Source organism: Oceanobacter mangrovi (genome assembly GCF_019740315.1).
Classification (GTDB): Bacteria; Pseudomonadota; Gammaproteobacteria; order Pseudomonadales; family Oceanobacteraceae; genus Oceanobacter; species Oceanobacter mangrovi.
Window position 1 is genome coordinate 196,074 of record NZ_JAHXZR010000003.1, and the last position, 25,856, is coordinate 221,929.

At 53.6% G+C, this 25,856-nt stretch carries 23 protein-coding genes; 19 read left to right on the forward strand and 4 right to left on the reverse strand.

Annotated elements, in window-relative coordinates; all coding sequences use genetic code 11:
* Positions 1-23 precede the first annotated feature (23 nt).
* From K6123_RS07665 to K6123_RS07690, 6 genes are all read left to right on the forward strand, one after another.
* Complete coding sequence (locus K6123_RS07665; RefSeq protein ID WP_221796101.1) at positions 24-977, forward strand: choline ABC transporter substrate-binding protein; 954 nt, start codon at positions 24-26, stop codon at positions 975-977.
* A 106-nt stretch (positions 978-1,083) separates the two neighbouring features.
* A complete protein-coding gene (locus K6123_RS07670) occupies positions 1,084-2,970 on the forward strand; it encodes a SulP family inorganic anion transporter (RefSeq protein ID WP_221796104.1) in 1,887 nt (628 codons plus the stop codon).
* Positions 2,967-4,073, forward strand: a complete 1,107-nt coding sequence (locus tag K6123_RS07675; RefSeq protein ID WP_221796108.1) for a hypothetical protein — start codon at positions 2,967-2,969, stop codon at positions 4,071-4,073. The genes K6123_RS07670 and K6123_RS07675 overlap by 4 nt, the downstream gene beginning before the upstream one ends.
* A gap of 332 nt (positions 4,074-4,405) precedes the next feature.
* Positions 4,406-5,482 (forward strand): hypothetical protein, encoded by a 1,077-nt coding sequence (locus K6123_RS07680; protein WP_221796111.1) that lies wholly within the window; start codon positions 4,406-4,408, stop codon positions 5,480-5,482.
* A 30-nt stretch (positions 5,483-5,512) separates the two neighbouring features.
* The gene (locus tag K6123_RS07685) at positions 5,513-7,108 is read left to right on the forward strand and encodes a BCCT family transporter (RefSeq protein WP_221796114.1); all 1,596 of its coding nucleotides are present in this window, start codon (positions 5,513-5,515) and stop codon (positions 7,106-7,108) included.
* A gap of 248 nt (positions 7,109-7,356) precedes the next feature.
* On the forward strand, positions 7,357-8,241 hold the full coding sequence (locus tag K6123_RS07690; protein WP_221796117.1) for a heme/hemin ABC transporter substrate-binding protein: 885 nt from the start codon (positions 7,357-7,359) through the stop codon (positions 8,239-8,241).
* Between the two features lie 71 nt (positions 8,242-8,312).
* Here the strand turns inward: K6123_RS07690 and K6123_RS07695 are convergent, their stop codons facing one another.
* Positions 8,313-8,855, reverse strand: a complete 543-nt coding sequence (locus K6123_RS07695) for a flavodoxin (protein WP_221796121.1) — start codon at positions 8,853-8,855, stop codon at positions 8,313-8,315.
* A gap of 191 nt (positions 8,856-9,046) precedes the next feature.
* Between K6123_RS07695 and K6123_RS07700 the strand changes: the two genes are divergently transcribed.
* From K6123_RS07700 to K6123_RS07710, 3 genes are read left to right on the forward strand one after another with little or no spacing between them, the layout of a single operon-like run.
* Complete coding sequence (locus tag K6123_RS07700) at positions 9,047-9,418, forward strand: hypothetical protein (RefSeq protein ID WP_221796124.1); 372 nt, start codon at positions 9,047-9,049, stop codon at positions 9,416-9,418.
* A 17-nt stretch (positions 9,419-9,435) separates the two neighbouring features.
* Positions 9,436-10,815 (forward strand): class II fumarate hydratase, encoded by a 1,380-nt coding sequence (locus K6123_RS07705; RefSeq protein ID WP_425517702.1) that lies wholly within the window; start codon positions 9,436-9,438, stop codon positions 10,813-10,815.
* A gap of 11 nt (positions 10,816-10,826) precedes the next feature.
* A complete protein-coding gene (locus tag K6123_RS07710; RefSeq protein ID WP_221796130.1) occupies positions 10,827-11,327 on the forward strand; it encodes a hypothetical protein in 501 nt (166 codons plus the stop codon).
* Positions 11,328-11,516: 189 nt separating this feature from the next.
* On the opposite strand, the gene pobA is transcribed toward K6123_RS07710, so the two are convergent.
* Positions 11,517-12,722 carry a 4-hydroxybenzoate 3-monooxygenase gene (gene pobA, locus K6123_RS07715; RefSeq protein WP_221797023.1) on the reverse strand — a complete coding sequence of 402 codons (1,206 nt, stop codon included), beginning with the start codon at positions 12,720-12,722 and terminating at the stop codon, positions 11,517-11,519.
* A 444-nt stretch (positions 12,723-13,166) separates the two neighbouring features.
* On the opposite strand from pobA, the gene K6123_RS07720 reads away from it, so the two are divergent.
* On the forward strand, positions 13,167-14,264 hold the full coding sequence (locus K6123_RS07720; protein ID WP_221796133.1) for a hypothetical protein: 1,098 nt from the start codon (positions 13,167-13,169) through the stop codon (positions 14,262-14,264).
* 423 nt (positions 14,265-14,687) lie between these two features.
* Here the strand turns inward: K6123_RS07720 and K6123_RS07725 are convergent, their stop codons facing one another.
* The gene (locus K6123_RS07725; protein ID WP_221796136.1) at positions 14,688-15,599 is read right to left on the reverse strand and encodes a helix-turn-helix domain-containing protein; all 912 of its coding nucleotides are present in this window, start codon (positions 15,597-15,599) and stop codon (positions 14,688-14,690) included.
* 667 nt (positions 15,600-16,266) lie between these two features.
* Here K6123_RS07725 and K6123_RS07730 point away from each other — a divergent pair.
* From K6123_RS07730 to K6123_RS07740, 3 genes are read left to right on the forward strand one after another with little or no spacing between them, the layout of a single operon-like run.
* Positions 16,267-17,319: a TRAP transporter substrate-binding protein gene (locus K6123_RS07730; RefSeq protein ID WP_221796139.1), complete on the forward strand. Its 1,053-nt coding sequence runs from the start codon at positions 16,267-16,269 to the stop codon at positions 17,317-17,319.
* Positions 17,316-17,834, forward strand: coding sequence for a TRAP transporter small permease (locus tag K6123_RS07735; protein ID WP_221796141.1), 519 nt, complete (start codon positions 17,316-17,318; stop codon positions 17,832-17,834). The genes K6123_RS07730 and K6123_RS07735 overlap by 4 nt, the downstream gene beginning before the upstream one ends.
* The gene (locus K6123_RS07740; RefSeq protein ID WP_221796143.1) at positions 17,831-19,153 is read left to right on the forward strand and encodes a TRAP transporter large permease; all 1,323 of its coding nucleotides are present in this window, start codon (positions 17,831-17,833) and stop codon (positions 19,151-19,153) included. The genes K6123_RS07735 and K6123_RS07740 overlap by 4 nt, the downstream gene beginning before the upstream one ends.
* Positions 19,154-19,209: 56 nt before the next feature.
* Here K6123_RS07740 and K6123_RS07745 read toward each other — a convergent pair whose 3' ends face one another.
* Positions 19,210-20,136: a LysR substrate-binding domain-containing protein gene (locus K6123_RS07745; RefSeq protein WP_221796145.1), complete on the reverse strand. Its 927-nt coding sequence runs from the start codon at positions 20,134-20,136 to the stop codon at positions 19,210-19,212.
* Between the two features lie 133 nt (positions 20,137-20,269).
* Between K6123_RS07745 and maiA the strand changes: the two genes are divergently transcribed.
* From maiA to K6123_RS07775, 6 genes are all read left to right on the forward strand, one after another.
* Positions 20,270-20,911 carry a maleylacetoacetate isomerase gene (maiA, locus tag K6123_RS07750; RefSeq protein ID WP_221796147.1) on the forward strand — a complete coding sequence of 214 codons (642 nt, stop codon included), beginning with the start codon at positions 20,270-20,272 and terminating at the stop codon, positions 20,909-20,911.
* A gap of 101 nt (positions 20,912-21,012) precedes the next feature.
* Entirely contained in the window at positions 21,013-22,059 is a 1,047-nt protein-coding gene (locus tag K6123_RS07755) for a cupin domain-containing protein (protein ID WP_221796151.1), read from the forward strand.
* A 90-nt stretch (positions 22,060-22,149) separates the two neighbouring features.
* Positions 22,150-22,848 (forward strand): fumarylacetoacetate hydrolase family protein, encoded by a 699-nt coding sequence (locus K6123_RS07760; protein WP_221796155.1) that lies wholly within the window; start codon positions 22,150-22,152, stop codon positions 22,846-22,848.
* A gap of 100 nt (positions 22,849-22,948) precedes the next feature.
* Positions 22,949-23,944: a TRAP transporter substrate-binding protein gene (locus K6123_RS07765; protein WP_221796158.1), complete on the forward strand. Its 996-nt coding sequence runs from the start codon at positions 22,949-22,951 to the stop codon at positions 23,942-23,944.
* 90 nt (positions 23,945-24,034) lie between these two features.
* Positions 24,035-24,571: a TRAP transporter small permease gene (locus K6123_RS07770; RefSeq protein ID WP_221796161.1), complete on the forward strand. Its 537-nt coding sequence runs from the start codon at positions 24,035-24,037 to the stop codon at positions 24,569-24,571.
* Entirely contained in the window at positions 24,568-25,842 is a 1,275-nt protein-coding gene (locus K6123_RS07775) for a TRAP transporter large permease (RefSeq protein ID WP_221796164.1), read from the forward strand. Before K6123_RS07770 ends, K6123_RS07775 begins: the two co-directional genes overlap by 4 nt.
* Positions 25,843-25,856: the final 14 nt, after the last annotated feature.

The following is a 25,856-nucleotide window of genomic DNA, read 5'->3' on the forward strand; positions in this document are numbered from 1 at the left end:
GCGATCCAAGGAGTATTCATCGTATGAGCAAGGCCATTCTGAACCATCACTCGCTGGGCCTGGTATGCGCAGGACTGCTGTTGTCCGGAGCCGTTCAGGCAGCGGAGCCTGCCAGCTGTCAGACCGTTCACTTTACCGATCCGGGCTGGACGGATATCAGTTCAACCAATGCATTGGCCAGTGAAGTACTGAAAGGGCTGGGTTATCAGGCCGAGATCAGCACACTGGCAGTGCCGATTGGTTTTGAAGCGCTGAAAAACGCCGAAATCGATGTCTTTCTGGGCAACTGGATGCCTGCCCAACAGAAGTTTATCGACCAGTATGTGGGCTCGGGTCAGGTCGAAGAGGTACGTACCAACCTGACCGGTGCCAAGTTCACGCTGGCGGTGCCATCCTATGTTTACGATGCCGGGGTGCATGATTTTGCCGACCTGGCCAAATTTGCAGACAAGTTCGATGAGAAAATCTATGGCATCGAACCGGGCGCTCCGGCCAACCAGAACCTGCAGAAAATGATCGACAGCGGCGACTTCAATCTGAAGGAGTGGACGCTGGTGGAATCCGGTGAGCAGGGGGTGATCTCGCAGGTAAAACGCCAGGTGCGCCGTAATAACTTCATTGTGTTCCTCGGCTGGGAACCGCACCCGATGAACACCACCTTTGATATGAAATACCTGTCCGGTGGTGATGACTACTTCGGCCCGGATTATGGCGGTGCCACCATTCATACGCTGGCGCGCAAGGGCTACCGCGAACAGTGCGGCAACGTTGGCAAGCTGCTGGCGAATCTGCAGTTCAGCCTCACCATGGAAAACACCATGATGGGCTACATCATGAACGACGGCATGGAGGCCAGTGCTGCGGCACGTAAATATCTACAGGCCAATCCAGACGTTATCAAACCCTGGTTAGAGGGCGTCACCACCTACCAGGGTGCAGATGGCATCACGGCGGTGAAAGGCTACCTCGGCCTTTAACAGGATCTGACGGCGGGCGTTCGCCCGCCATTTCCCTGAACTGATTTACCTGTGCTTGCCCACCAATGGCAGGCAGGGGTTCGGCTTGCCTGCAACCGGAGATTTCATGAACACGAAGTCTGCTTCTGCCAAAGACACTGTGCGAACAGGATTACCGCGTTGGTTGCCATTCCTGCAATGGGCGCCGCAGTTGAGCGGGTCTGACGTGCGGGCGGATCTGGTTGCTGGCCTTACCGGTGCGGTGATGGTGTTGCCACAAGGGGTTGCTTACGCGCTGATTGCCGGTATGCCAGCGCAATACGGTTTGTACGGCGCCATGGTGATTGCCGCACTGGCGGCACTGTTTGGTTGTTCGCGCCATATGGTGACGGGCCCGGCTGCGGCGCTGTCGATCATGTTGCTGAGCGTACTGGCACCACTGGCGACGCCGGGCTCGGCGCAGTTTATTGAAATGACCCTGCTGCTGACCTTGCTGGCCGGGCTGATTCAGCTGGGTCTGGGACTGTTACGGGCTGGCAACCTGGTGTCCTACATTTCCCACACCGTGGTGGTTGGCTTTACCTCTGGTGCTGCGATTCTGATTGCCAGCAGCCAGCTCGGCCATGCGTTAGGGCTGGAGCGGCTAGCGGCTGGTTCGCTGTTTGAACAGTGGCAGCAGCTGTTAGCGGAGCTGCCATTAACGGACTGGCGTTCACTTTTGATTGCCGTTGCAACCATGCTGGCAACCCTGGCCTGTAAACGCTGGGTCAAACGGATTCCTTCGATGCTGGCCGGAATGCTGGCTGGCAGTCTGCTGTGCTGGTGGCTCGATGGCTCACAGCAAGGCGTCGCCATGGTGGGTGAGATCAGCAGCAGCTGGCCGGTCTGGCATCTGCCGCAGTGGTCACTGGAGACGCTGGCCTTGTTGTTGCCCGGTGCCCTGACTGTCGCACTGTTGGGGTTGGTAGAAGCCGCTGCTATCAGTCGTTCGATAGCGATTCGTTCCGGCCAGCGTATTGATGCCAACCAGGAGTTTATCGGTCAGGGGCTGGCCAACACTGTCGGCAGTCTTTTCAGTTGTTTTGCTGGTTCCGGTTCCTTTACCCGCAGCGGACTGAATTATGACGCCGGTGCCCGTTCGCCGCTGGCGGTGGTGAGTTCTGCTGTATTTCTGCTGCTGATCCTGCTGCTGTGGCCGGATATCACACGCTGGTTGCCGTTACCGGCGATGGCCGGTGGCATTTTGCTGATCGCCTGGAATCTGTTTGACCTGCAGCAGATTCGTCATCTGCGGCAATCCGATCGCCGCGAGTGGCTGGTGTTTGTCATCACCCTGCTGGCGACTCTGACCATCCGGCTCGAATTCGCAGTGTTACTGGGCGTCGTGGTGTCCTTGCTGCTGCATCTGGATAAAACCGCACGGCCGAACGTGGTGGAAGTGGCACCGCTGCAAGCCGGTTCCGCTGAATTACGTAATGCCGCCCGGCTGGGGCTGGCGCTGTGCCCGGCGATCCGCATCCTGCGTATTGATGGGCCATTATTCTTTGGTTCGGCGGATCACGTTCAGCAGGCCATTCAGCGTTGTTGTAACCAATACCCGAACACCCGTCAGTTACTGCTCAGTTGTACCGGTGTGAACCATATTGATCTGGCCGGTAGTGACATGCTGCAACAGCAGGCTGAGCGTCTGCAGCAGCAGGGCATTCAGCTGTCGATCTGCTGGCTCAAACAACTGGTGCAACAACAGACAGACGCCGCAGCACTGGTGCAGGCTCTTGGCCCAAATGCGGTATTTGAAGATATCGACAGCGCACTGCAGCAACTGGTGTTGCGCGTCAATCAGCAGGATTCCCCCTGTCTGCACTGTCAGAGCCGTATTTTCCGCTATTGCCCAATGGCGCTGGCGGAGTCTCCGAGTTCGAAGGCCGGGGAGGCGTCATCCTCCCGAATTCTCCCTGGTCTTCGCTCCCCGTCATACCTGGATGACCCATTACAACCAGGAACCCAATCATGAAGAGAAGAGGTAACACCATGACCAAGCTGAATCTGTCAGTTCCGGGTTCGTCATTGCTGCTGGCCATCGCCATGGCTGGCAGTGTAGCCACTCCCGCCGTGTTGGCGACGCCATCGATGAGTGGCGGTGTGTGGTTTAACTATGAATATGAACCAGACAACAAAACCCATGACGACACGCTCGGCAGTATCGAATCGGAAACCCTGATTCTCTACATCAATGACCACAAGGAAGGCTCGCCGTGGTCGATGGATGCTGAAGTCCGTTTTGGCCCGGGTGCCTTTACCCGTCCGGCGGAAAACTCTACCGGTGATAACTTTGGTTTCCACCAGCTCAATATCAGCTATGCGTTATCCGATTCTGCCAGTCTGTCGTTTGGCAAGATCCAGCTGCCATGGGCGTGGAAAAAAGCCAACTTCTGGCCGGGTCATATGCTGATGGGCGGTTACGGCGACCAGATGGATCTAGGCGTGCGTTACAGCGCCAGCAGCGATGATCTGAAGTATTCCGTGGGCTATTTCCACTCTGACGACTGGGGCGAAACCAGTACCGATACCATGGACGACAACGGCAAATGGGGCAGCCCGACAACCTATCGCAAGGTTCACACCCTGGCTGCTGACGCTTCGCTGCAGGTCGCTGAAGGTATCCGGGTCGGAGCTTCTGTGCAGGCTGGTCAGTTGCAGGACCTGACTGGCACAGAGGAAGTCGCTGAAGTAGACGGTAGCCATTCTGCCGGGGTGCTGTATTACACCGCGGACTTCGATCTCTGGAAGCTGAAAGGCCAGTACCTGATGACCAAACGGGAATTGCCGGAAAATGCCGGTGGTCAGGACATCTCCAGCAAGCGTGCTGCACTGGAGGTCGCCTGGGGTGAAGGCCCCTGGTACCTGTATCTGGACAGCAACTGGGCCAACTCCAAAACCGATGGTGACAAGACCAAAATCGTGAATACCTGGGCGCCGGGTGTGCGTTACAACTACGGCCCGGGTTGGGTCTATGTGGAATACCTGAGCATGCAGGGTTATGTCGGTCGCGACGGCAACATCGTCGAAGACTCAGACTATGACGCCATGTACGTTACGGTCGACTACTACTTCTAACTCTAATGAGTCTCTCAAGGTGTCTTGTGAATCAATATCTTGATCTGACGAGAAGAGTCATAGCACCTTGACTGACAAAGCGATCAAATCTGGACGAAATAGCTTGTTTAACGCTTCAACTTGGTCATTTACGGTTATTTTAAATATAGTTCTAATATTTAGAGTTAAAATTAAATGATCGTTTAGTTATAATTGATGGCTATCAGGTTTGCCGGATACGACGTGCAAAAGCCTGTCTGCGACCAGTTTGTTCAAACGCGACCAGAGCGCTTTGACAGCTCCAGTGGGGATGAGGATTGTTATGCGCAGACCTAACGGAGGATGAACGAGCGATGAAAAAATTCGGACCACAATCGACTCTTGCGGCTGCTTTGGTAGCAGCGGTTTTGGGAGCGCCTGCGGCGATGGCTTCTCCTGCAATCAGCGGCGGAGTCTGGTTCAACTACACAGCCACCAAGGACAATGCTACCCAGGATGAAGAAAAGGGTGCACTGGGTGGTGAGGCACTGATCCTGTACATCAATGATGCACCGGAAGGCAAACCCTACAGCTTCGACGCCGAAGTGCGTTACGGCCCAGGTGCCTTTACTGACCCATCTACCAACTCGACTGGTGACAACTTCGGTATCCACCAGGCTGAGATTGGCTACAAGGTCTCTGAAACCGGCAAGTTTGCGATTGGTAAAACAGCCGTTCCTTTTGGCTGGGTGAACGTTAACTTCTGGCCAGGCGACATGCTGATGCTGGGTTACGGCGATCAGATGGATGTGGGTGTGAAGTATTCCGACAGTGTTGCTGGCCTGAGCTACAACCTGGCGTATTTCCATGCTGACGACTGGGGCGAAACCAGCACCGACACCATGGATGACAACTTTGCTTGGGGCAGCTCGACTACCTATCGCAAGGTACAAACTCTGGTAGCGGATGCTTCCTACGGTATTGATGGCAACCAGAAAGTGGGTCTGTCTGTACAGGCAGGCAAACTGCAGGATCTGACCAATCCAAACAATGCCAATGAAATCGACGGCAGCCACTCAGCCATCGCTCTTTACTACGAAGGCAGCTTTGATGCGTTCTCTGTAAAAGGTGAGCTGTTGAAGGCTTCCCGTAACCTGCCAGACAACTATGTCACTGCCGCCGGTCTGGCAGACGACAACAATGAAACCAAGCGTGCTCAGCTGGAACTGGGTTATGCAGTGGGTGACTTCAACTTCTATCTGGATGCCAACATGGCCAAGAGCGATGACGTTGATACCGTCAAAGCCTTTGCTCCAGGTGTCAGCTACAACTACGGCCCAGGCTGGGTTTATGTTGAGTACCTGTCCATGGACGGCTACATCGGCTCTGACAACGATGTGATTGAAGGCGATTTCGACGCTGCCTACGTAACAGTTGATTACTACTTCTAATAACTAAAATCCTTATAGAGGATGATCAGCATGAATAAAGCCGATATCAAAGCTCTTGAAGAGCAATATCAGAGTGACTTTGAAGCTGGCCAGGACAACCTTCAAGTGCTGGGTATGGACCTGCACAAGAGTGTGTTCTTCGTCAGCGCCTTGCTGATCGCCTTGTTCGTTCTGGGAACATTATTGTTCCCGGAGCGCGCGGGCGATGCCCTTGGTGGCGCCAAATCCTGGTCGATCAACAACTTTGACTGGTTGTTTATGATCGGCGGTAACATTTTCGTCGTATTCTGCCTTGCCTTGATTGTCCTGCCAGTCGGTAAAATCCGCTTGGGTGGCAAAGACGCCAAGACCGAATATTCCACCATGTCCTGGGTTGCCATGCTGTTTGCAGCCGGTATGGGTATTGGTTTGATGTTCTGGAGTGTGGCTGAGCCCGTGGCCTATTTTACCAATTGGTATGGCACTCCCCTGAATGTTGAAGCGGGCACTCCGGAAGCTGCCCGTGCTGCAATTGGTACCACCATGTTCCACTGGGGTCTGCACCCTTGGGCTATCTATGGCGTACTGGGCCTTGCACTGGCATTTTTTGCCTATAACAAGGACTTGCCAATGACCATTCGCTCCGCCTTCTACCCTCTGCTGGGTGAACGCGTATGGGGCTGGATGGGTAACGTCATCGACATCGTGGCGGTTCTGGCAACTATTTTTGGTCTGGCGACTTCGCTGGGTCTGGGCGCACAACAGGCGGTTTCCGGTTTGAACTTCCTGTTTGGTACACCAGATACCGTAACCAGCCAGATTTTCCTGATCGTTTGTATTACTGCGGTAGCCGCGTTTTCTGTTGCGCGTGGTATGGACGGTGGTGTGAAACTGCTGAGTAACATCAACATGCTGCTGGCAGCACTGCTGGTACTGGCAGTCTTTATTCTTGGACCAACAGTAGACATCCTTGGGTGGATGGGCACCACTGCGGTCAGTTATGCCGAATACATTCTGCCGCTGAGCAACTGGATTGGTCGTGAAGACAGCACCTGGTACCACGGCTGGACCGTGTTCTACTGGGCCTGGTGGATTTCCTGGTCACCATTTGTAGGTATGTTTATCGCCCGTATTTCCAAGGGCCGTACCGTCCGTGAATTCATGACCGCAGTACTGATCGTACCAACCCTGATTACCATTATCTGGATGGGCGTATTTGGTGGTACTGCACTGGAGCAGGCAACCACTGGTGTTGGTCAGCTGGCCAACGGTATCAGCAACGTTTCCCTGAGCATGTTCCAGATGTTCGAAAATATGCCGATGACAGGCGCCATCTCTTTCCTGGCGATTGTACTGGTGCTGACCTTCTTCGTGACTTCGTCTGACTCTGGCTCCCTGGTAGTGGACTCCATTACTACTGGTGGCAAGCTGGACTCACCGATTCCTCAGCGTCTGTTCTGGGCTTCTGCCGAAGGTCTGGTCGCGATTGCGTTGCTGATCGGCGGTGGCAAGGCGGCTCTGAGTGCACTGCAAGCCGGTGCGATTTCAACCGGTCTGCCGTTCACCGTGGTGCTGTTAGCAATGTGCGTAAGCCTCTATCTGGGCCTGAAAAATGAGATGGCGCTGAACCGTCTTAAAGGTCATTGATTGATTAGATTGAAAAATATGCGCATGTAGCAATAAAGGGCCCACTTTTGAGTGGGCTTTTTATTGTCAGGAGCAACAGTCGTTTGTCGACAAGTTAATAGTTCCGACTGGCACGTTTTGTTACATTTTATTTACATAACAAAAAGTGAGCGCCGACCGTCCGGTCATTCCCAGCTCACTCTCAGGCTAAGTCGTGAATTAGCCAAACCATCAAAGTTGAAATCTGTCGTGTCTGGAGAAACGTTCTGATGAACATAACCTTGCGTGCCTTGCTGGTACTGGGTAGTTGCTTGATATCACTGCTGGCCAATTCGGCCGAACGGATAGTGGCCATTGATGGCGCCATTACCGAAATCATTTATCGACTGGGGCAGCAGCACAAGCTGGTCGCGGTCGATCAGTCCAGCCGTTACCCCGCTGCTGCCCAACAGCTGCCGGATATTGGTTACATGCAGTTCCTTAATGTCGACAACATCCTTCAGCACCGGCCGGATCTGGTACTGATGAGCTCGGAAGCCAAGCCCGCAGTGGTGATTGATGACTTGCGTGATGCCGGTGTGCAGGTGGTGGTTATTGATGAGGAAATCAGTGTCACCGGCCTGATGAACAAAATTGAACGTGTTGCCGAGCTGCTGGATGTGGTCGATGCCGGTATGCAACTGCGCCGCGAAATCATGCAGGATATTGAAGAAGCACTGGCGCTGGTGCCACAGAATGGCAAGGTGTCAGTATTGATTGCCCGTGGCGCAGGTCGTCAAAACCTGATGGTTGCCGGACGAGATACACACGCTGACCAGCTGATTCAGCTGATGCAGGCCAGCAACGTGGATGATGGTTACAAATATCACCCAATGGATGCCCAGCTGGCACTGGACGCTGCACCGGAAGTGGTGATTCTGGCGTTAAATCCGGCCCTGCATCAGGAAAATTTCACAGGTCTGTTTGCTGATACACCGGCTTACCGCAGCGGTCGCATCCATGTGTTCAGCGAAGAATTGTTGCTGGGCTTCGGCCCTCGTTTGCCAGTGACCTTACGCGAGCTGGTGGATGTCTTGTACCCGGGGGCTGTCAAGCCGGTGAACTATGAAGGTGGTGCGCCGATTGAACCGGTTTACCACACCGAAATGCTCTGATCGGGTATGACATTATGCAGAACAGCCCGCCATTCGCCGGGCTGTTCACTATGCCATACGTCAGATGCCAATCAGGCTGCGTTAGCCTGCTGGCCAAACTCACTGACGACTTGCTCAACCCAGCGGGCAACCCGCTCATCGGTCAGCTCACATTGCTGGTCTTCATCAATGGCCAGACCACAGAAGCGCTTGCCGTCTTCTATCGATGCCCGTGAAGCATCAAACTGGTAGCCTTCGGTTGACCAGTAGCCAATGAAGCGGGCGCCGCTGTCAGCCAGCTTTTCATGTAGCCAGCCCATGGCATCAACAAAGTAGTCACCGTAGCCGAATTGGTCACCGAGGCCGTACAGGGCAATCACCTTATTGGCCAGATCCAGGCCTGCGAGCACGTCTTCAAAATCCTCCCAGTCCGCTTGAATGCCGCCAAAGTCCCAGGTCGGAATCCCCAGAATCAGCAGTTCGTAGTCGTCGAACTGGTCTGCCTCAGCATCGGTAATATTGTGAATGTCGGCCTCGATATTGTGGCTCTGTAGCTGTTCAGCAATGCGGTTGGCCAGCTCTTCGGTGTTGCCAGTGTCGGTGCCAAAAATAATGCCGGTGTGTGGAGTGCTCATGGTTTTCCCTTCAATTCAGTAACGCTATCGGGTCGATCAGCAATCTGCTGAAGCAGTTTGTTGACTAATTATTAAATGCTAATCATTATCATTAATAAATCCAACCAGAAATTCAGGATTCTGTGTTTCTGGCTGATATTTAAATGACAGATCGACGAACCAATACTCGACGACCAGGGATATGGAGGCAGATGACGATGTCAGACCAACAGGCACTGGAGAATTATCTTGAGCTCATAGAGATGCGGCATCTGGTCCGTTTTGGTGAGCAGCCAGACAGCCCTTGCCATATCCAGCGCTGGTTTGAGCTGGAGGAAGCATCATTTCCACGGGTGTGTAATTGTGTCAAACGACGGGTTTATCGTCGTCAGTACGATCTTCTGATCGAAGCTGTGATGGATGATCTGGTACCGGAATTATGGCGTCAGCTGTGTCTGGATTACCTGTCGCGGCCACTGAATGGCCTGGCTGCAATAGCGGTTAAACCACAGCATCAACAAAGTGTTCAGCGGCTGCGCCGCGAAATGCGTACGCAGGTACGCTATTCCTTTCAGTACCGGTGACAAACAACGAGGAACAGGTGATGAATTTCCGAACCGTCAAAGACAGCATGGGTGAACTCTCGGTCCCTGAAGATGCCTTGTGGGGTGCCCAGACCCAGCGGGCAATCAACAACTTTCCAATCAGTGGCCAGCCATTACCGCTGGGCTTTGTGCGGGCGTTGTTGCTGATCAAGATGGCGGCGGCGAAGGCCAACGTGCAATTGGGTTTACTGGAAGAACAGATCGGCGCCGCTATCGTCAGTGCGGTCGAGCAGCTACTGGACGATCCTCGGCTGATGGATCACTTCCCGGTGGATGTGTTTCAGACCGGTTCCGGTACCAGCTCCAACATGAATGCCAACGAAGTGGTGGCAACACTTGCCAGTCGCCAACTGGGAGTGGAAGTCAGTGCCAATGATCACGTCAACTGTGGCCAGAGTAGTAACGACGTGATTCCAACCTGTATTCACGTCAGTGCAGCGCTCAGTCTCAGTGAAGATCTCTTGCCTGCGCTTGACCACCTGCAAGGCACCATTCGAACCAAGGCAGTGGAAGTGGAGCCCTATGTCAAAACCGGCCGTACTCACCTGATGGATGCCATGCCGGTGCGGATGAGCCAGAGCCTGGGTGGCTGGGCAGAACAAATCCGTGCGGTACGCAAGCAGCTGGAGCAACAGCTGATGCAGTTGCAGCGACTGGCACAGGGAGGGACTGCGGTCGGAACCGGGATTAATGCTCACCCTGAATTTGCCGAACTGTTCAGTCATGAGTTGAGCAAGCTGACTGGCCTGCCGTTCCAGCCAGGTACTGACCTGTTTGCCCTGATCAGTTCTCAGGACACTGCGGTGCAGACCTCCGGCAGCCTGAAAACCCTGGCAGTGGCGCTGATGAAAATTGCCAACGATTTGCGCTGGATGAACTCCGGGCCGCTGGCGGGTCTGGGTGAAATCGAGCTGGAAGCGTTGCAACCGGGTTCGTCGATCATGCCAGGCAAGGTTAACCCGGTGATTCCGGAAGCCACGGCGATGGTGGCAGCGCAGATTATTGGTAACGACAGCGCCATCACCATTGGTGGCCAGTCGGGTAACTTTGAACTCAACGTGATGCTGCCGATGATTGCCAACAACTTGCTGATCAGTATTCAGCTGGCCGCCAATGCCAGCCGTTTGCTGGCCGACAAGGCGATTGCTTCATTCAGGGTCAACGATGACAAATTGCAGCAGGCACTGGCGCGTAATCCGATTCTGGTAACGGCGCTGAATCCTATTGTTGGCTATATGAAAGCGGCGGAAATTGCCAAGCAGGCCTATAAAGAGAAGAGACCTGTGCTTGATGTGGCGGAACAGCAAACAGATTTGTCGCGTGAGGAACTGGAGCGATTGCTGGATCCTGCCAAACTGACCCAAGGTGGAATTTAACGGAGGCAAACATGGCCTGGCGACAAACCCTGTCAGGGTTGCACGATATGATCAACCAGCTGCCTGAAGGTTGGCTGGAATCCTTGCAAGCAGGCGATCAGGCGTTATCCGCCGGATTTCCGGCCTGTGCCAGTGAGCATTATCTGGATGCGCTTGATCAGGGCTATGACTTGCTGGAGCAGTCTTCGGCAATCGCTTGCCCGGATTCCCTGTACGAACAGTCTTTGCTGGGGGTTGTGACACCGCTGCTGAATCTGGTCGAAAGCTATCTGGCTGAAGAGCGAGCGGAAATGGCCATGGTGCGACTGAATCGCTGTATCAGTTTGCTGATGAGTGAGAAGAGCCCACAAGGGTCACTGTATCGCAACCAGTGTGTGGATCAGTTGTTGGCACTGGCTGGAGAGCAATGCCTGCAGTTGATGCCGGAAGTTCAGCATACTCGGCCAGACATGTTGCCGATGCTGGTCTTGTTGGAGCGCCAGTCTCATGGCGGAACAATCACGATTCACTGAGTTTACTGCGGTTGATTGCCTGGTTGCTTCAGAACGTCAGATAGCAAAAAGCCCGCTCAGGGGGAGCGGGCTTTTTGCTTTTAACCGTCTTGCTTTTAACCGTCTTGCTTTTAACCGTCTTGCTTTTAACCGTCTTGCTTTTAACCGTCTTGCTTTTAACCGTCTAGCGTCCTTACTTCAGGTCTTCGCTTACTTCAGCTCTTCGTATGGCAGACCAACGTACTGCTCAGCAATTACCTTGCGGCCATTTTCACTGTTCAGGTAGTAGTGCAGTTCAGACTGCATGAAGCGTTTCTGCATCAGTGGGTCCATGCCAGAGCCGGAAACCTCAGCACCGAAATCGTGCATCATGTTGGTCATCCACCAGGAGAAACGCTCACCGTTCCAGACCCGACGCAGGGCGATTTCGGAGTACTGCTCGATGCAGGACTTGTCGCCTTCCTTGTAAACACGCTGCATGATCTTGTACAGGGTGGCAACGTCGGAAGCCGCCAGGTTCAGACCCTTGGCACCGGTTGGCGGTACGATGTGAGCTGCGTCGCCGACCAGGAACATGTTGCCGTACTGCATTGGTTCACACACAAATGAACGCAGCGGGGCAATGCTCTTCTCAATGCTTGGGCCGGTTTGCATGGTGGCGGCCACTTCGGCTGGCAGACGGGCTTTCAGCTCTTCCCAGAAACGCTCGTCAGACCACTCTTCCACCTTGTCGGTCAGTGGAACCTGCAGGTAATAACGGGAACGGGTCAGGGAACGCTGGCTGGCCAGAGCAAAGCCGCGGTCACTCATGGCGTAGATCAGTTCTTCGTTACAAGGTGGTACGTCGGCCATCAGGCCCAACCAGCCAAACGGGTAAACGCGTTCGTGTTCGGTACGCAGTTCAGCCGGAATGGTTTGACGGGAAACACCGTGGAAGCCGTCACAACCAGCAATGTAGTCACATTCCAGGCGGCATTCTTCACCTTCGTAAATAAAGGTGACGTATGGGCTGTCAGACTTAACATCGTGCAGCTGCACAGATTCGGTGTTGTAGTAGGTTGGCAGTGCGGCAGCTTCACGGGCGTCCATCAGGTCGCGGGTGATTTCTACCTGGCCGTAACACATGACGGTGTCACCACCGGTCAGTTCTTTCAGATCAATACGGAAGCGATCGTTGTTGATGGACAGCTCAACGCCTTCGTGTACATGACCTTCCGCATCCATACGCTCGGATACACCAGCTTCGCGAACCAGATCCACAAAACCCTGTTCCAGAATACCGGCGCGGATACGACCAAGGATGTAGTCACGATCTACGCGATCCAGAATGACGTTTTCAATGCCTTGCTTGTGCAGCAGTTGACCCAGCAGCAGACCGGAAGGACCGGAACCGATGATGGCAACCTGAGTTTTGATGGTTTTCATAATACGCCTCTGCGGAAAGTACTATTTTTATGATTGCTTGCGTCTGGTTTGCATAATCCCCTGTAGTAGTAGGGTTCTGAATGGAGAAATTCATCTATCACTGGTACTTTTTTAACCTGTGAAATTTTCTCTCAAAGCGTTTGAAGAATTTCTGAGCAAGTGTTCTGGTTACATAACTGTAGCAGTCACGCGGGCTGGCGGAGGGGGAGATGATTGTTATTTATCCGTTTAAAGCATATGAGATATCTAAAAAACTTATATATGTATGTAGTAAAACAATAGCTTTTTACAACTGGTGTATGTTCCTTTCAATATATGTACAGCCAAGCGCTCGAAGCTGGACCACACTGACGGAGTTGAATTTCGCGACACTGGCTTTTGTTGGTCAGGGTCGTTAATCACAATAGTGAAAACAATAAATAAAAAGGCACAATCATGAAGAAGCACTCTCTGGCTCTGGCCATTGCATCGACTATTCTGGCCTCTGCTGCTACTGCTGGTGAAGTTGCCACCGTTAACGGTGTTAAGTACAGCGTTGGTGGTTATATCAAGGTGGAAGGTGTATTCAACCGTCCTGATGCCGATGCAGCCAATAGCGCGTCTAACAGCTTTGATGCGACTGCTCGTCAATCTCGTCTGAATTTTGCTACCGAGCGTGAAATTGAAGGTCACAAGATCAAGACCTTTATTGAAGGTGACTTCTACGGCGGCCAATTCACTGCAGGTACAACCTACAACTGGCGTTTGCGTCACGCCTATCTGGCTGTTGATAACGTAACTGTTGGTCAAACCTGGAGTGGTGCATTCTTCGCTACTGCGCCGATGGATGCTAACCAAATTAACTTCTGGGGTCCTGGCCTGGGTACCATTGGTGGTAACGGCGGTACTATTCGTCCAGATCTGGTTCTGCATTACACCTCTGGTCCTGTACGCGTGAGCCTGCAAGATCCAGTGAACAAAAAAGCTTCCTACCCGGATATGGTTGCAGCCTTCACCCAGCGTTACGAAGGCGGTACTGGCTTCACTGTGGCTGTGACTGGTCGTGATGTTGGTCAGGCTGATGGCACCAACACTTCTGTTGATGATGAGTCTGTATTTGCTGCCGGTGCTTCTTTCGCTGGTAAGCTGGGTCTGGGCGATGTGACCCTGTACGGTAGTGCTTACACTGGTAAGGGTCTGGGCGTATTCACCGGTATCGGTGTTAACGGCGCGTACTCTGGTTCCAAGAACGCTGACGTGGAAGATGGCAAGCTGGTTTCCCAGACCGGTTACACTGCTGGCGTTGGCTACAAAATCAGCGACAAGCTGGATGCGACCATCCGTATGGCGCACATCAGTGTAGACGACGATGCTGATTCCGAGTTGAACTCCATGAATGCTAACCTGGTGTACAAATACACCAAAGGTTTGGATATTGGCGTTGAATTCCGTAAACAGGACGTCGACACTCTGAATACTCCAGCAGCCGCTCCGTTCCCGAACCTGCGTCCAAAAGGCAAGCAGCTCGAGATCATGGCGATGTACAAGTTCTGATGACATTGGCGGATGCTGTCAGTTAGTACTGGCAGCATCACATCAGATCAACACTGTTCTCCGTAGTGTGTACCAGAGGGCCCGGTTTCCGGGCTTTTCTGCGTGCAGAAATACGGCAGCAGCCATAAAAAAACCCGCGCAAGCGGGTTTTTTTATGGCTGTCATTTGTTGGGTTGTTGTTGCTTTCGTCAGACGCCAGCAATTTACACCGTCTTCCCAGGCGAGCTTTGGTTTCATGCGGCTTGTCAAATCCTGGCCGTATGGATCCTGAATCGCTGCGCGTTCAGGGTGACGGTTATAAACTCCACCGTCTTCCCAAACGAGCTTGCGAGATTTGGGATCCATGCAGCGTCGAAAATTGCTCCGCCGTCTGGATTCCAGAACAAGTCTGGAATGACGTGTATTAATACGCCAGACGACGGCTTACTGGCGACTCTGACGCAGGGTGTCGGACGGCGTTTCACCAAATTGTTGGCGATAGTGCGAGGCAAATCGTGACAGGTTGGTAAAACCATAGCGGGTGGCGATGGTGGTGATGTTGAGTTCCGGGCTTTGTTGCAGATCCTTGCGGGAAGCCATCAACTTGAGGTTGCGCATAAACACCGATGGCGTCATGTTCAATTCGCGATTGAACAGGTTGTAGAGGGTTTTAACACTCACCTGACAGGCGTCCGCCAGCTCGCTGATTTCAATGTCGTCGGTAATACGTGCTTCGATCAGGTTGCGAACCTGCCGCACTCTCGGGTGTTCACTCTGTGCTGGTTGCTGGCTGCCGCGGTGCTCACCATTCATTGCCAGAAAGAGGTTGCGATAAAACAGCTCGGCATAGGCACTGTCGTTGTAACAGGTGAAGCCGTTGCCGCTGTCTGCCGTGATGGATAACAGCAGATAGTACAGCGGTTTGATGGTGCCGTTCAGGCTACCTTCAAGCAGCAGCGAGTGTTCCAGTCGCTCAGGCAAACTGGTCTGGATGCGCTGTTCCGGCAATACCACAAAGATCCATTCAGAATGAGCCGATGCACTTTCTTGCTGTGGCGTCTTGGGGGTAATCCAGCAAGGCGGAGCTGCCTGGTTGGCTATTTCCCAGGCTAACAGGCGGCAGCCGGCCGGGCATTGCAGCTGCAGCTGGCAGTCGCGTTGAAAATAGGTCTTGCACGCAAGCACGTCACCAAATTGCCAGTGTTCCAGAAAACCGGCAGGGCTGCTTTTGGAATCGGCTTGCAGTAGCTGAAACGGCTGTGCCAGCGACGCTTGCAGTACTACCAGTGCCGGGTTAGAGCGGCTTTCCTGTCGTCTTGCGGGTGTTACCGGAGAACTTTGCATACCTGCTAACATGGAATCCCTCATTGTTATCGTTAGGTGGGACTGTCTCGCATTCTAGCCTCTTTTACTGGTACGAAAACAACACTTCGACCAGAGTCGCAGATTATTTTAGCGGTCTTCGAAGGCTCGTCAGCTGCTGCTGGATGGCCCTGGTAGCGCTATTTATATTGATAATGGTATGAATGCCTGGTCGCCAGACGGTACTGAATTTTCACGTTTTTGGTATTGGTTTTTGCGATAGTTGTGGCTGTTAACTATCTCTCGTCGGGGAATTTTATAACTGGATCTGATAGCCCAGCTATCGCCTGTGAGAGCTTCTGAGGGGCCATTTTCAGAATAGGGATAAGCAGCTGTAATGCGGCTTTGCTGGCTATTTTGATACATTTCAGGTTTGTGTCTGGCAACCTCTTTTTATAGCTTTTGGTATATGTCTATGCAAAAAACGAATGACGTTCCTGCTTAATTAATTACCTGTGGCCTGGCTTGGATGCTAGCTTGCGTAATCACAGGATGGTATGCCTGACCCTTCTGTTTGATAACAGGGTGTTTCGCAACACCATGCTGAAAAAAATACTGTGTTGGCTACCAACACGGTCCAGAGGTTGTATGATTTTAAAGTCCATCCCACTTATGGGTTCGGCTTTGAATCTGAACCCATAAAAATAACAAGGTGCAAAATATGAAACTTAAGAAGCTACTGCTGACGCTGGGCCTCACGTTGGGCAGTCTGACTGCTTTTACGGCTCAGGCAGCTGAACCAGAATTCACTCTGAAGTTGCATCACTTCCTGACGCCACTCTCCCCAACTCACCAGAAACTGATGGTGCCTTGGGCAGACAAGGTGATGAAGGAATCCAATGGCCGTATCAAGATCGACATTTATCCAGCCATGCAGCTGGGTGGCAAGCCGCCACAACTGTTCGATCAGGCTCGTAAGGGTGTTGCGGATATCGTCTGGACTGTGGGTGGTTATACCCCGGGTCGTTTCCCTAAAGCGGGCGCTTTTGAGCTGCCTTTCATGCCAGTGAATGCGGAAGCCACTTCCATGGCCCTGCAGGAATACGCTGACAAGGAAATGCAGGACGAGCTGTCTGACGTTCATCTGATTGCTATCCACACTCACGCGCCAGGCGCATTCCACTCCCGCGACAAGCTGATCAAGACCGCTGCTGATGTTGATGGTCTGAAGATGCGTGCACCAAACAAGGCGATGGCTGAGGCTCTGAGCACTCTGGGTGCCAGCCCAGTGTTTATGCCGGTTCCAACCCTGCCAAGCGCGCTGTCCAAAGGTGTGGTTGATGTCGCTGTAATGCCGTTCGAAGTGGTGAACCCGCTGAAGATTCATCAGCTGGCGCCTAACCACACTGAAATCAAGGGCGACCGTGGTCTGTACACCCAGTTCTTCCTGTTTGTGATGAACAAGAAGACCTACGACAGCCTGCCTGCTGACCTGCAGAAAGTGATCGATAACAACTCAGGCCTCGACGAAGCCCGTCGCATGGGTTACGAGTTCGATCAGGCTGAGCTGCCAGGCTACGACGTCTCCAAGAAAGAAGGTAACAAGTTCTACACCATCTCTCCTGAAGAATACGCCAGCTGGAAGGCGAAAATGCAACCAATCACTGATGACTGGATTGCAGACATGAACGACGAAGGCAAGGATGGCACTCGTTTGTACAAAGAAGCCAACGATCTGATCGAGAAGTATAAAAAGGTAGTTAACAAACCATGAATGAGATTGCCCTGAATCAGCCTGTATGGCTGCTGCAGGTGCGCTCCGTCCTGTCATGGCTCGCCCGCCAGCTCGCGCTGGTGGGTGGAGTGATCATGCTGGGCCTGGCCATCATGACGGTGGTCAGTGTTACCGGGCGCGCCTTATTTTCGACCGCTATTAGCGGTGACTATGAGCTGGTAGAGGCTGGCTTGGGGATTGCGATCTTCCTGTTTTTGCCCGAAGGCCATCGCGCCTGCGGTCACGTTGTGGTGGACGTATTCACCAATAACCTGGGCCACAAGGCTCTGAAAACCCTGGAAACCATCGGCGAAGTGGTGTTCCTGGTCGTGTCCATTGTTATGGCATGGCAGATGACCCTGGCTGGTTTCGACGCCTATGACTACATGGAGCAGAGCATGATTCTTGAGCTGCCACTGTGGGTTGTATATGCCGCAGGTGTACTGGTCAGTGTACTGGTTGCCTTACGCGCGCTGGAACGAATTGTCAGCTATCTGATGGGGGTGTCTGAATGAACGAGAATGTTGAACTGGCTTTCGGCATGATCGCACTCTTGTTGGTGCTGATGGCCTTCCGTATCCCGATTGCCCTGGCCATGATGGCATGTGGTGCCCTGGGTTACAGCATCCTGGCCGGTTATGAATCGGTACTGGATTATTTCGGCAGCGTACCGGTTGCCAAGTACTCAACCTACGACCTGTCGGTTGTACCACTGTTTTTGTTGATGGGTGAACTGGCCACGCGGGCCGGTATCACCAGTGAATTGTTCCGTACCTGTAATACCTGGATCGGTCAGCTGCGTGGCGGTTTGGCAATGGCCTCGGTATCCGGTTGTGCGGCGTTTGGTGCAATTTGTGGTTCTTCTCTGGCAACTGCCTCTACCATGGGTAAGGTTGCACTGCCAGAAATGAAAAAAGCCAAATACTCCGGCGGCCTGTCTGCTGGTGCTCTGGCGGCTGGCGGTACCCTGGGTATTCTGATTCCACCATCCATGGTGCTGATCATTTTCTCGGTACTGACTGAGCAGAACATTGCCAAAATGTTTATCGCAGCGTTTCTTCCAGGCTTCCTGGCAGCCTTCGGTTACCTGCTGGCAATTGCTGTGGTTGTGCGTATCAAACCTGAAGCCGGTCCTGCCGGTGAGAAAACAACCTGGGCACAGAAATTCCGTTCGACGCTGGATGTATGGCACATCACCATCATCTTCCTGATTGTACTGGGTGGTATCTATGCCGGTATCTTCACTCCAAGTGAAGCGGCAGCCGTTGGTGTGGTATTGACCGCTGTTCTGGCGTTCACCCATGGTGGTATGCGTTGGGAAGGCTTCAAGGAAAGTATCCTGAAGACTGCCGTTTCCACCGCGATGATTTTCTTCATCCTGTTGGGTGCTGACCTGTTCAGTGTGTTTGTGGCTCTGACCCAGCTGCCTGCAGCGGGCGCTGAGTGGATCACTCACTCTGGTTACTCTCCATACATGGTGCTGACCATCATGCTGATCAGCTACCTGATTCTGGGTTGTTTCATGGACAGTCTGGCGATGATCCTGCTGACCATTCCAATCTACTTCCCGATCATTATGGGTATGGATTTTGGTCTGTCTGGCAGCGACCTGGGCATCTGGTTCGGTATTATCGCGCTGGTAGTGGTAGAGGTTGGTCTGATTACGCCACCGGTTGGTATGAACGTGTTCATCATTCAGTCCTTCGACAAGGAACTGAAGATGACCGAAGCATTCCGCGGCGTTATCCCATTCCTGATCTCCGACATTATCCGGGTAATCCTGATGATTCTGTTCCCGGGCATTACGCTCTGGCTGGTTCATCTGATCGGTTGATCACCGCGACATAAAAAAAACCGGGCTTGCCCGGTTTTTTTTATACCCTGCATTTTCTAATACTCATCCAGATGGTTGGCCTGTTGCGAGAAGCAGTCCAGCAACTCGTTCAGCAAGGCGTCGGTGGCGGCTTCGTCGCGCCAGCAGATTCCGACATTGCCCTCGGCGTGCTCAATATCCATATCCAGCGGCACCACGAGGCCGCGTTCGGTAAAGTGACGGGCTACTCGCTCCGAACTGATCGACAGCATGTCGCTGTATTTGATCATCCACAGGTTGGCAATCTGTGACGAAGACTCAACCCGTAAAGGTGCCGGTTTTTGGCCGGCGGCAGTAAGGGAATTGTCGAGCTTGCTGCGAATCGGGGTGCCATCCGGCCAGACAATCCACTCATACTGATAGAGATCTTCCCAGCTGAGCGACGACTTGTGAGTCAGCGGGTGATCCGGCCGGGCGACTACCTTCAGGCGTTCATCATAGAGGATGGCGCTGCGCAGGGTTGGCCGTGGCTTGTAGTTATCCATACGACCCACCACCAGATCCAGCTTGCCGAGTTCGAGCTGTTCCAGCATCTGGTTCATGGTGCCTTCCTCGACCCGAATGCGAGCGCGTGGCTGTTGCCTGAGAAACTGCATGATGGCCGCAGGTACAAAGCTGGGGGCAGCGGCGGGTGAGGTGCCAACCGCCAGAATCCGGTTGCCACCCTGCATGACCGAATGCAGATCCTGCTCCGTCCGCTGTACTTCCGACAACATCCGGCGGGCGTGCGCCACCATCAGATCGCCCAGAGCGGTTGGCCGCAGGCCGCGGGCGTGGCGCTCAAACAGCGGTGCACCGATGTCGTCTTCCAGCTCCTTCAACCATTTCGACAAACTTGGCTGGGTGCTGTGGCTGCTGCGGGCGACGTCACTGAGGCTACCGCTTTCGGACAGCTCAATCAGTAGCTGTAGGTGCTTGAGGCGTAATTGTCTGGTCCAGCTCAAGGTATATCCTCCAGGGTATGGCTATATCGAAAACTATCATTATTCGTTCTACCCTGCTTGGTCAATAATCATCTCCAGCAAGCGACAACATCCGTTGGCCCGCGCAGCCTGACTGCAACAGGAGATAACAAGAATGCAGCTTTACAGTTTCTTCAACAGCTCGACCTCCTATCGGGTTCGTATCGCGCTGGCACTCAAAGGACTGGCTTACGATTACCACGGCGTCAACATCCGTGTGGGTGAACAGCGTGAGCCGGAATACGTTGCCAAAAACCCTGGCAAGGGCGTACCGCTGCTGGTTGAGAACGACGGCACCATGATCAGCCAGTCAATGGCGATCATCAGTTATCTGGACGAGCGTTACCCTGAGCCTCGGCTGATTCCGACAGACCTGATTGAGAAAACCCGGGTACTGGAAATCGCCAACCTGATTGCCTGCGATATGCACCCTGTCAACAACCTGCGAATTCTCGGCTACCTGACCAAGCGCCTTGGTGTTTCCGACGAAGACAAGAGCGGTTGGTACAACCACTGGATCAAGGAAGGCTTTGATGCCGTCGAAGCCCTGCTTGAGCGTTACGGCCATGGCCGTTGCTGCTTTGGTGATGAACCGACTCTGGCTGACGTCTGTCTGGTCCCCCAGGTTGGTAATGCCCTGCGTTTCGGCTGTGACCTCAGTGGTTATCCACGCCTGATGGCCATCTATGAATATTGTCTGACCTTGCCAGCCTTTGAACAGGCAGCGCCAGCCAATCAGCCTGATTTGATCAAATAAAGAGAGTGCTGCAGACAGCACCGGAACCGCGCAGAAGTACTCATTAAAGTACGGTGATTCACTGCGATCACATTAGCGTCGTCCAACCAGGAGTAAAAATAATGAATGAACTGGGTAAACTCGAAGATCTGCCGCTGGAATACCGCGAAGCGTTGACGGAACGAAATCTGGTGCCGCTCTGGCCTTCCATGCGTTCAGTGCTGCCGCCCAATGTACCGACCCGTGATACTTCGGTACTGAACTGGGATTATGAAAGCCTGCGACCACTGTTGATGCGCGCCGGTGAGCTGACGCCGATGGAAAAGGCTGAACGCCGGGTACTGATTCTGGCCAACCCGGGTCACGGCCTCGACAACATTCAGGCAACACCCAGCATTTACTTGGGTATGCAGCTGATTCTGCCGGGCGAAACTGCACCTAACCACCGTCATACTCCAAACGCGGTACGGGTAATCGTTGAAGGCGAAGGTGCGTTCACCACGGTTGACGGTGAACCTTGCAAGATGGAACGCGGCGACCTGATTCTGACTCCGTCCGGCAAATGGCATGAGCACCACCACGAAGGTGATGGCCCGATCGTCTGGCTCGACGTGCTGGACTTGCCGCTGATCTACCGCCTCAACAGCTCCTGGGCTATGGAAGGCGAGTTGCAGCAAACCGATGCGACTCGCGACAAATCCTACGCCGATTACAGTGCGGCCGGAGTGGTGCCAAACATCAACCTGAAGCGTGGCAAAACCGATACCCCGATGCTGCGTTACCCATGGTCCAAAACCCGTGCCTGTCTGGTTGAAATGGCTGCCGATCACCGCGAAGGCCTGCTGAGCATCAGCTACGTGAATCCGGAAAACGGTACCAGTCTGTTCCCGAGCATTGGTTTTGGGGCGCTGATGTTGCGTCCGGGCGAAACCGTGACACTGCCGAAGCGCACCACTCCAGCCATTTTCCACGTCATCGAAGGCGCTGGCCAAATGCAGGTTGAAGGGCATCCGTCCAGTAACGGTGAGCCGTTGGCATTTGTTGAAAAAGACACGCTGGCGGCCCCGGGTTATAGCCACATTACCTTGCGCAATGCCTCTGTGACCGAACCTGCCTTCATCATGACCGCAGACGAAGCGCCATTGCACCAGTACCTGGGCATTTTCTGATTCAGAAAACCTGTCCCGGAACACCTGATAGATAACGACAACAAAGGGCAGCCCAGGCTGCCCACGACTGAACAGCTGGAGTACTCAAGCATGACTGATAATCTGGTTTTTCCGGCCAAGCCGCCGGTTAGTGCTGAAATTGCAGGCACTGAGCAACGTTTTCCCGTGAACCGCATTTTCTGCGTTGGCCGTAACTATCTGGCCCACGCAGCGGAAATGGGTGTGGCTGTGGACAAGTCCACTGCCGAGCCTTTCTATTTCATCAAGGACAGCTCAACGCTGGTGCCGTCAGGTGCCACCGTGGCCTATCCACCGAAGACTGCCAATTACCATTATGAAATGGAATTTGTTGTGGCAATCGGTAAGGAAGGCTTTGAAGTTGCCGAAGAAAACGCCGAAGACCTCATTTATGGCTACGCCTGTGGCCTCGACATGACCCGTCGTGACCTGCAGTTGAAAGCTCGCGAAAGTGGCCGTCCATGGGATCTGGGCAAGGACTTTGAAGAGTCTGCCGTGCTGTCGCCAATTTTCCGTAAGGAAGACGTAGGTGTGATCTCTGACGGCAAGATCGAACTGAAAGTTGGTGATGACGTAAAACAGTCGTCCACCCTCAGCCTGCTGATCTGGAACGTGCGTGAGATTATCGCTCACCTGTCACAGTTCTATCACTTGCAACCTGGCGACCTGATCTACACAGGCACACCGGAAGGTGTGGGTCCTGTGGTAGCTGGTGACGTTATCACTGGCAGCATCGACAAGCTCGGCGACATCAAACTGACCATCGCATGAGCTGGTCTGGCCAGCAGCTGATGCTGCTGGCTTTGGCTGGTTATCGACCCCAGCACTTTGGCGCAATTAACAACAACAAGATCCTGCAAAAGGCCAAACAATGAAAAACAGCTTCAATCAAATTCCGCGTGCATTCGGCAAGGCAGTTCTGTCCGTCGCACTGTTGGCAGCCACTGCCACGGCAAGCCTGACGGCTCAGGCAGAAACCTTGCGGATGGGCATGGTGACGCCACCAACCCATATCTGGAACAAGACCTCCGAGCACTTTAACGACAATCTGCAGGCGGCGACTTCCGGCAAGACCAAAATCATGATTTTCCCGCTGTCGAAACTCGGCGGCGAGCAGCAGATGATCGACCTGCTGCAATCCGGTGGTATCCAGCTGGCGGTGTTGACTGCCGGTGTGTTGTCCAACCGTGAAGATTCCATTTCTGGCTGGTTCCTGCCGGGTCTGTTCGACAGCGTGGCGGATGCCGCCGCTGCCACCCAGCGCCCTGAAGCCCAGAAAATGTTGAAAAAACTTGAGGCCGACAAACTGGTTGGTCTGGGTTACACGCTGGCGGGTATGCGCCACGTGATTTCATTGCAGCCGATGACGTCGGTGGATGATTTTGCCAACAAGAAAATCCGTTCTTTCCCGAACAAGGTCTTCAACGACTGGTGGCAAGAGCTGGGAGCAGCACCAACCGCAATGCCGTTATCCGAAGTGTCACCAGCGCTGACTACCAATCTGCTGGATGCCGTTGATGTTGACCTCGACGTTGTGGTGGGCCTGAAGATGTATCAGCAGGCACCGAACCTGACATTGACCAACCACATGGCTTTCCCGGGCATCGTGGTGGCGTCGAAGAAATGGTGGGACTCACTGACGGATGAAAAACGTGAGACCGTTATGAAGTCCTTCAAGGAAGCCGAAAGCTGGGGCTTCAAGCAGCAGGAAGCAGCCGAGGTTTCCAACCTTGAGAAGCTGAAAGCAGAAGGTGTTCAGGTGAACAGCTTCGCCAAGGCCAGCCTGCAGCCGGTGATGAACAAGATCTCTGGCAAATACCTCTCAGAAAACCCTGATATCAAGGCGTTTTACTCCGAGAATAAATGATCCAACCTGAGTCAGCGGAGCTATTGAGTTATCGATCGAACGATCGTTCGATGGCTCCGGCTGAACCCTCTTTGCTGTAGTGAGGTAGCCATGCCAGGGCTTGTCAATTTGCTGGATCGGGGTCTGGGCTGGACCGAGCGGAGTCTGATGATTCTGCTGACTGCCGCCATGACGCTGATTCTCTGTGCGCAGGTCATTCTGCGTTATTTCTTTAACGCGCCACTGTTCTGGGCTGAAGAAGTCTCGGTGCAATTATTGATCATGATTTCCTTTATGGGGGTCAGCTATCTGGTGCATACCGGCAAGCTGGTGCGGGTCGATATTCTGTTGTTGGCGCTGAAACCTGCGGCGCGGATCTGGTTGTTGCGGTTACTCGATCTGGTGGGCCTGATCTGTTTCGGCATTCTGGCCTGGTACGCCACCGACTGGATTTTACGGCCGGAAGTGAAGGGTGAAGTGTCGCCGACCACGGGTATTCCGCTTTGGTACAACTACTCGGTGCTGGTGGCGTCGATCTACTGCATGACGATTCACCAATGCGTCAAAGTACTGATTCCTGAAACCCAGGATGACCATCAGCCACATCCAGCCGAAACCCAAACCCCCTCAGAGGAACGCAGCGCATGACAACCATTGCGGCATTTTTTATTGCGCTGCTGGCCGGCTTGCCGATTTTTATCGTGCTGCTGCTGGGCACGCTGGTGTTCCTTCAGCAGACCGAGCTGACCATGCTGATCAGCTCGTTGCCGATCCAGTTGTTTGGTTCGCTGAGCCAGAACGGATTGCTGGCGATCCCGCTGTTTATGCTGGTCGGTGAGCTGATGAACAAGGGCGGCCTGACCTCCCGTCTGATGAACGCCGCCGACGTGTTTTTTGGTGGCTTCCGTGGCGGTATGGCGTACGTCAACCTGATGACCAATGCCATGGCGGCATCGATTCTGGGTTCGGCAACTGCCCAGATTGCGGTGATGAGCAAGCTGATGATCCCGACCATGGTGGAGAAGGGTTACAACAAGGAATTCTCTGGTGCGGTGACCATCGCTGGTGGTCTGCTGGGGCCGATTATTCCGCCATCCATGCTGATGATTATTTATGGGGTGGTGGCCTATCAGCCAATTTCTGATCTGTTTATTGCCGGGATTCTGCCGGGGCTGCTGATCATCGCCGGTTTTGCGCTGGTGATCTTTCTGACCGGCGTGATCAAGGGGCTGCCAAAAGGTGAAAAGCTGGCCCATCGTGATATCAAAAAAGATGTCTTGAACGGGCTGCTGCCGGGTGCGATTCCGGTCACTGTGATTATCTGCATCATCAGTGGTGTGATGACTCCTACCGAAGCCGGTGCGATTGCATCCGTGATGGCGTTCCTGATGGGCTGGCTGGTCTACAAGAGCATCAAACTCAGTGACCTTGGCAATATTTTCGCTACCGTGGCGACCAGCACCGCCACCATTACCGGCCTGATTGCGATGGCATCTGTGATGGGCTGGGCGCTGTCGTTCGAAGGTATTCCGGACATGATGGTGGAGTGGATCGCCAGCCTGACGACTTCTCCGGTGGTGTTCCTGATGCTGGTCTACCTGCTGGTGATTGTGCTGGGCATGTTCCTGGAAAGTATCGCGGTGATGATTGTGCTGGTGCCGATCATCCTGCCTGCCGCGGTTGGTTTTGGCATTAACCCGATTCACTTTGGCGTGATCATCAGCCTGGCGACGCTGGTGGGGCTGGTAACACCGCCGGTGGGGCCGGGGCTGTATATAGCCATGATTTCGGCCAACCTGAAGATGATGCCGCTGTTTCGCGCCATGGTGCCGTTCCTGCTGGCGATGGCGATCAGCATGATTGTGATTGCGTTGGTGCCTGAACTGTCGCTCTGGTTACCTGCGGCCTTACTGAAATAATTCAATTCCTCCTT

Bases quoted from the DNA above. Each gene is read 5' to 3' on its own strand.
- K6123_RS07710 (WP_221796130.1), top strand. From the start codon at position 10,827: ATGGCCTGGCGACAAACCCTGTCAGGGTTGCACGATATGATCAACCAG.
- K6123_RS07740 (WP_221796143.1), top strand. From the start codon at position 17,831: ATGAACGAGAATGTTGAACTGGCTTTCGGCATGATCGCACTCTTGTTG.
- K6123_RS07760 (WP_221796155.1), top strand. From the start codon at position 22,150: ATGACTGATAATCTGGTTTTTCCGGCCAAGCCGCCGGTTAGTGCTGAA.
- K6123_RS07725 (WP_221796136.1), bottom strand. From the start codon at position 15,599: ATGTTAGCAGGTATGCAAAGTTCTCCGGTAACACCCGCAAGACGACAG.
- K6123_RS07695 (WP_221796121.1), bottom strand. From the start codon at position 8,855: ATGAGCACTCCACACACCGGCATTATTTTTGGCACCGACACTGGCAAC.
- maiA (WP_221796147.1), top strand. From the start codon at position 20,270: ATGCAGCTTTACAGTTTCTTCAACAGCTCGACCTCCTATCGGGTTCGT.
- K6123_RS07755 (WP_221796151.1), top strand. From the start codon at position 21,013: ATGAATGAACTGGGTAAACTCGAAGATCTGCCGCTGGAATACCGCGAA.
- K6123_RS07680 (WP_221796111.1), top strand. From the start codon at position 4,406: ATGAAAAAATTCGGACCACAATCGACTCTTGCGGCTGCTTTGGTAGCA.
- K6123_RS07775 (WP_221796164.1), top strand. From the start codon at position 24,568: ATGACAACCATTGCGGCATTTTTTATTGCGCTGCTGGCCGGCTTGCCG.
- K6123_RS07685 (WP_221796114.1), top strand. From the start codon at position 5,513: ATGAATAAAGCCGATATCAAAGCTCTTGAAGAGCAATATCAGAGTGAC.
- K6123_RS07720 (WP_221796133.1), top strand. From the start codon at position 13,167: ATGAAGAAGCACTCTCTGGCTCTGGCCATTGCATCGACTATTCTGGCC.
- K6123_RS07665 (WP_221796101.1), top strand. From the start codon at position 24: ATGAGCAAGGCCATTCTGAACCATCACTCGCTGGGCCTGGTATGCGCA.
- K6123_RS07700 (WP_221796124.1), top strand. From the start codon at position 9,047: ATGACGATGTCAGACCAACAGGCACTGGAGAATTATCTTGAGCTCATA.
- K6123_RS07730 (WP_221796139.1), top strand. From the start codon at position 16,267: ATGAAACTTAAGAAGCTACTGCTGACGCTGGGCCTCACGTTGGGCAGT.
- K6123_RS07765 (WP_221796158.1), top strand. From the start codon at position 22,949: ATGAAAAACAGCTTCAATCAAATTCCGCGTGCATTCGGCAAGGCAGTT.
- K6123_RS07735 (WP_221796141.1), top strand. From the start codon at position 17,316: ATGAATGAGATTGCCCTGAATCAGCCTGTATGGCTGCTGCAGGTGCGC.
- K6123_RS07770 (WP_221796161.1), top strand. From the start codon at position 24,035: ATGCCAGGGCTTGTCAATTTGCTGGATCGGGGTCTGGGCTGGACCGAG.
- K6123_RS07670 (WP_221796104.1), top strand. From the start codon at position 1,084: ATGAACACGAAGTCTGCTTCTGCCAAAGACACTGTGCGAACAGGATTA.
- K6123_RS07690 (WP_221796117.1), top strand. From the start codon at position 7,357: ATGAACATAACCTTGCGTGCCTTGCTGGTACTGGGTAGTTGCTTGATA.
- K6123_RS07675 (WP_221796108.1), top strand. From the start codon at position 2,967: ATGAAGAGAAGAGGTAACACCATGACCAAGCTGAATCTGTCAGTTCCG.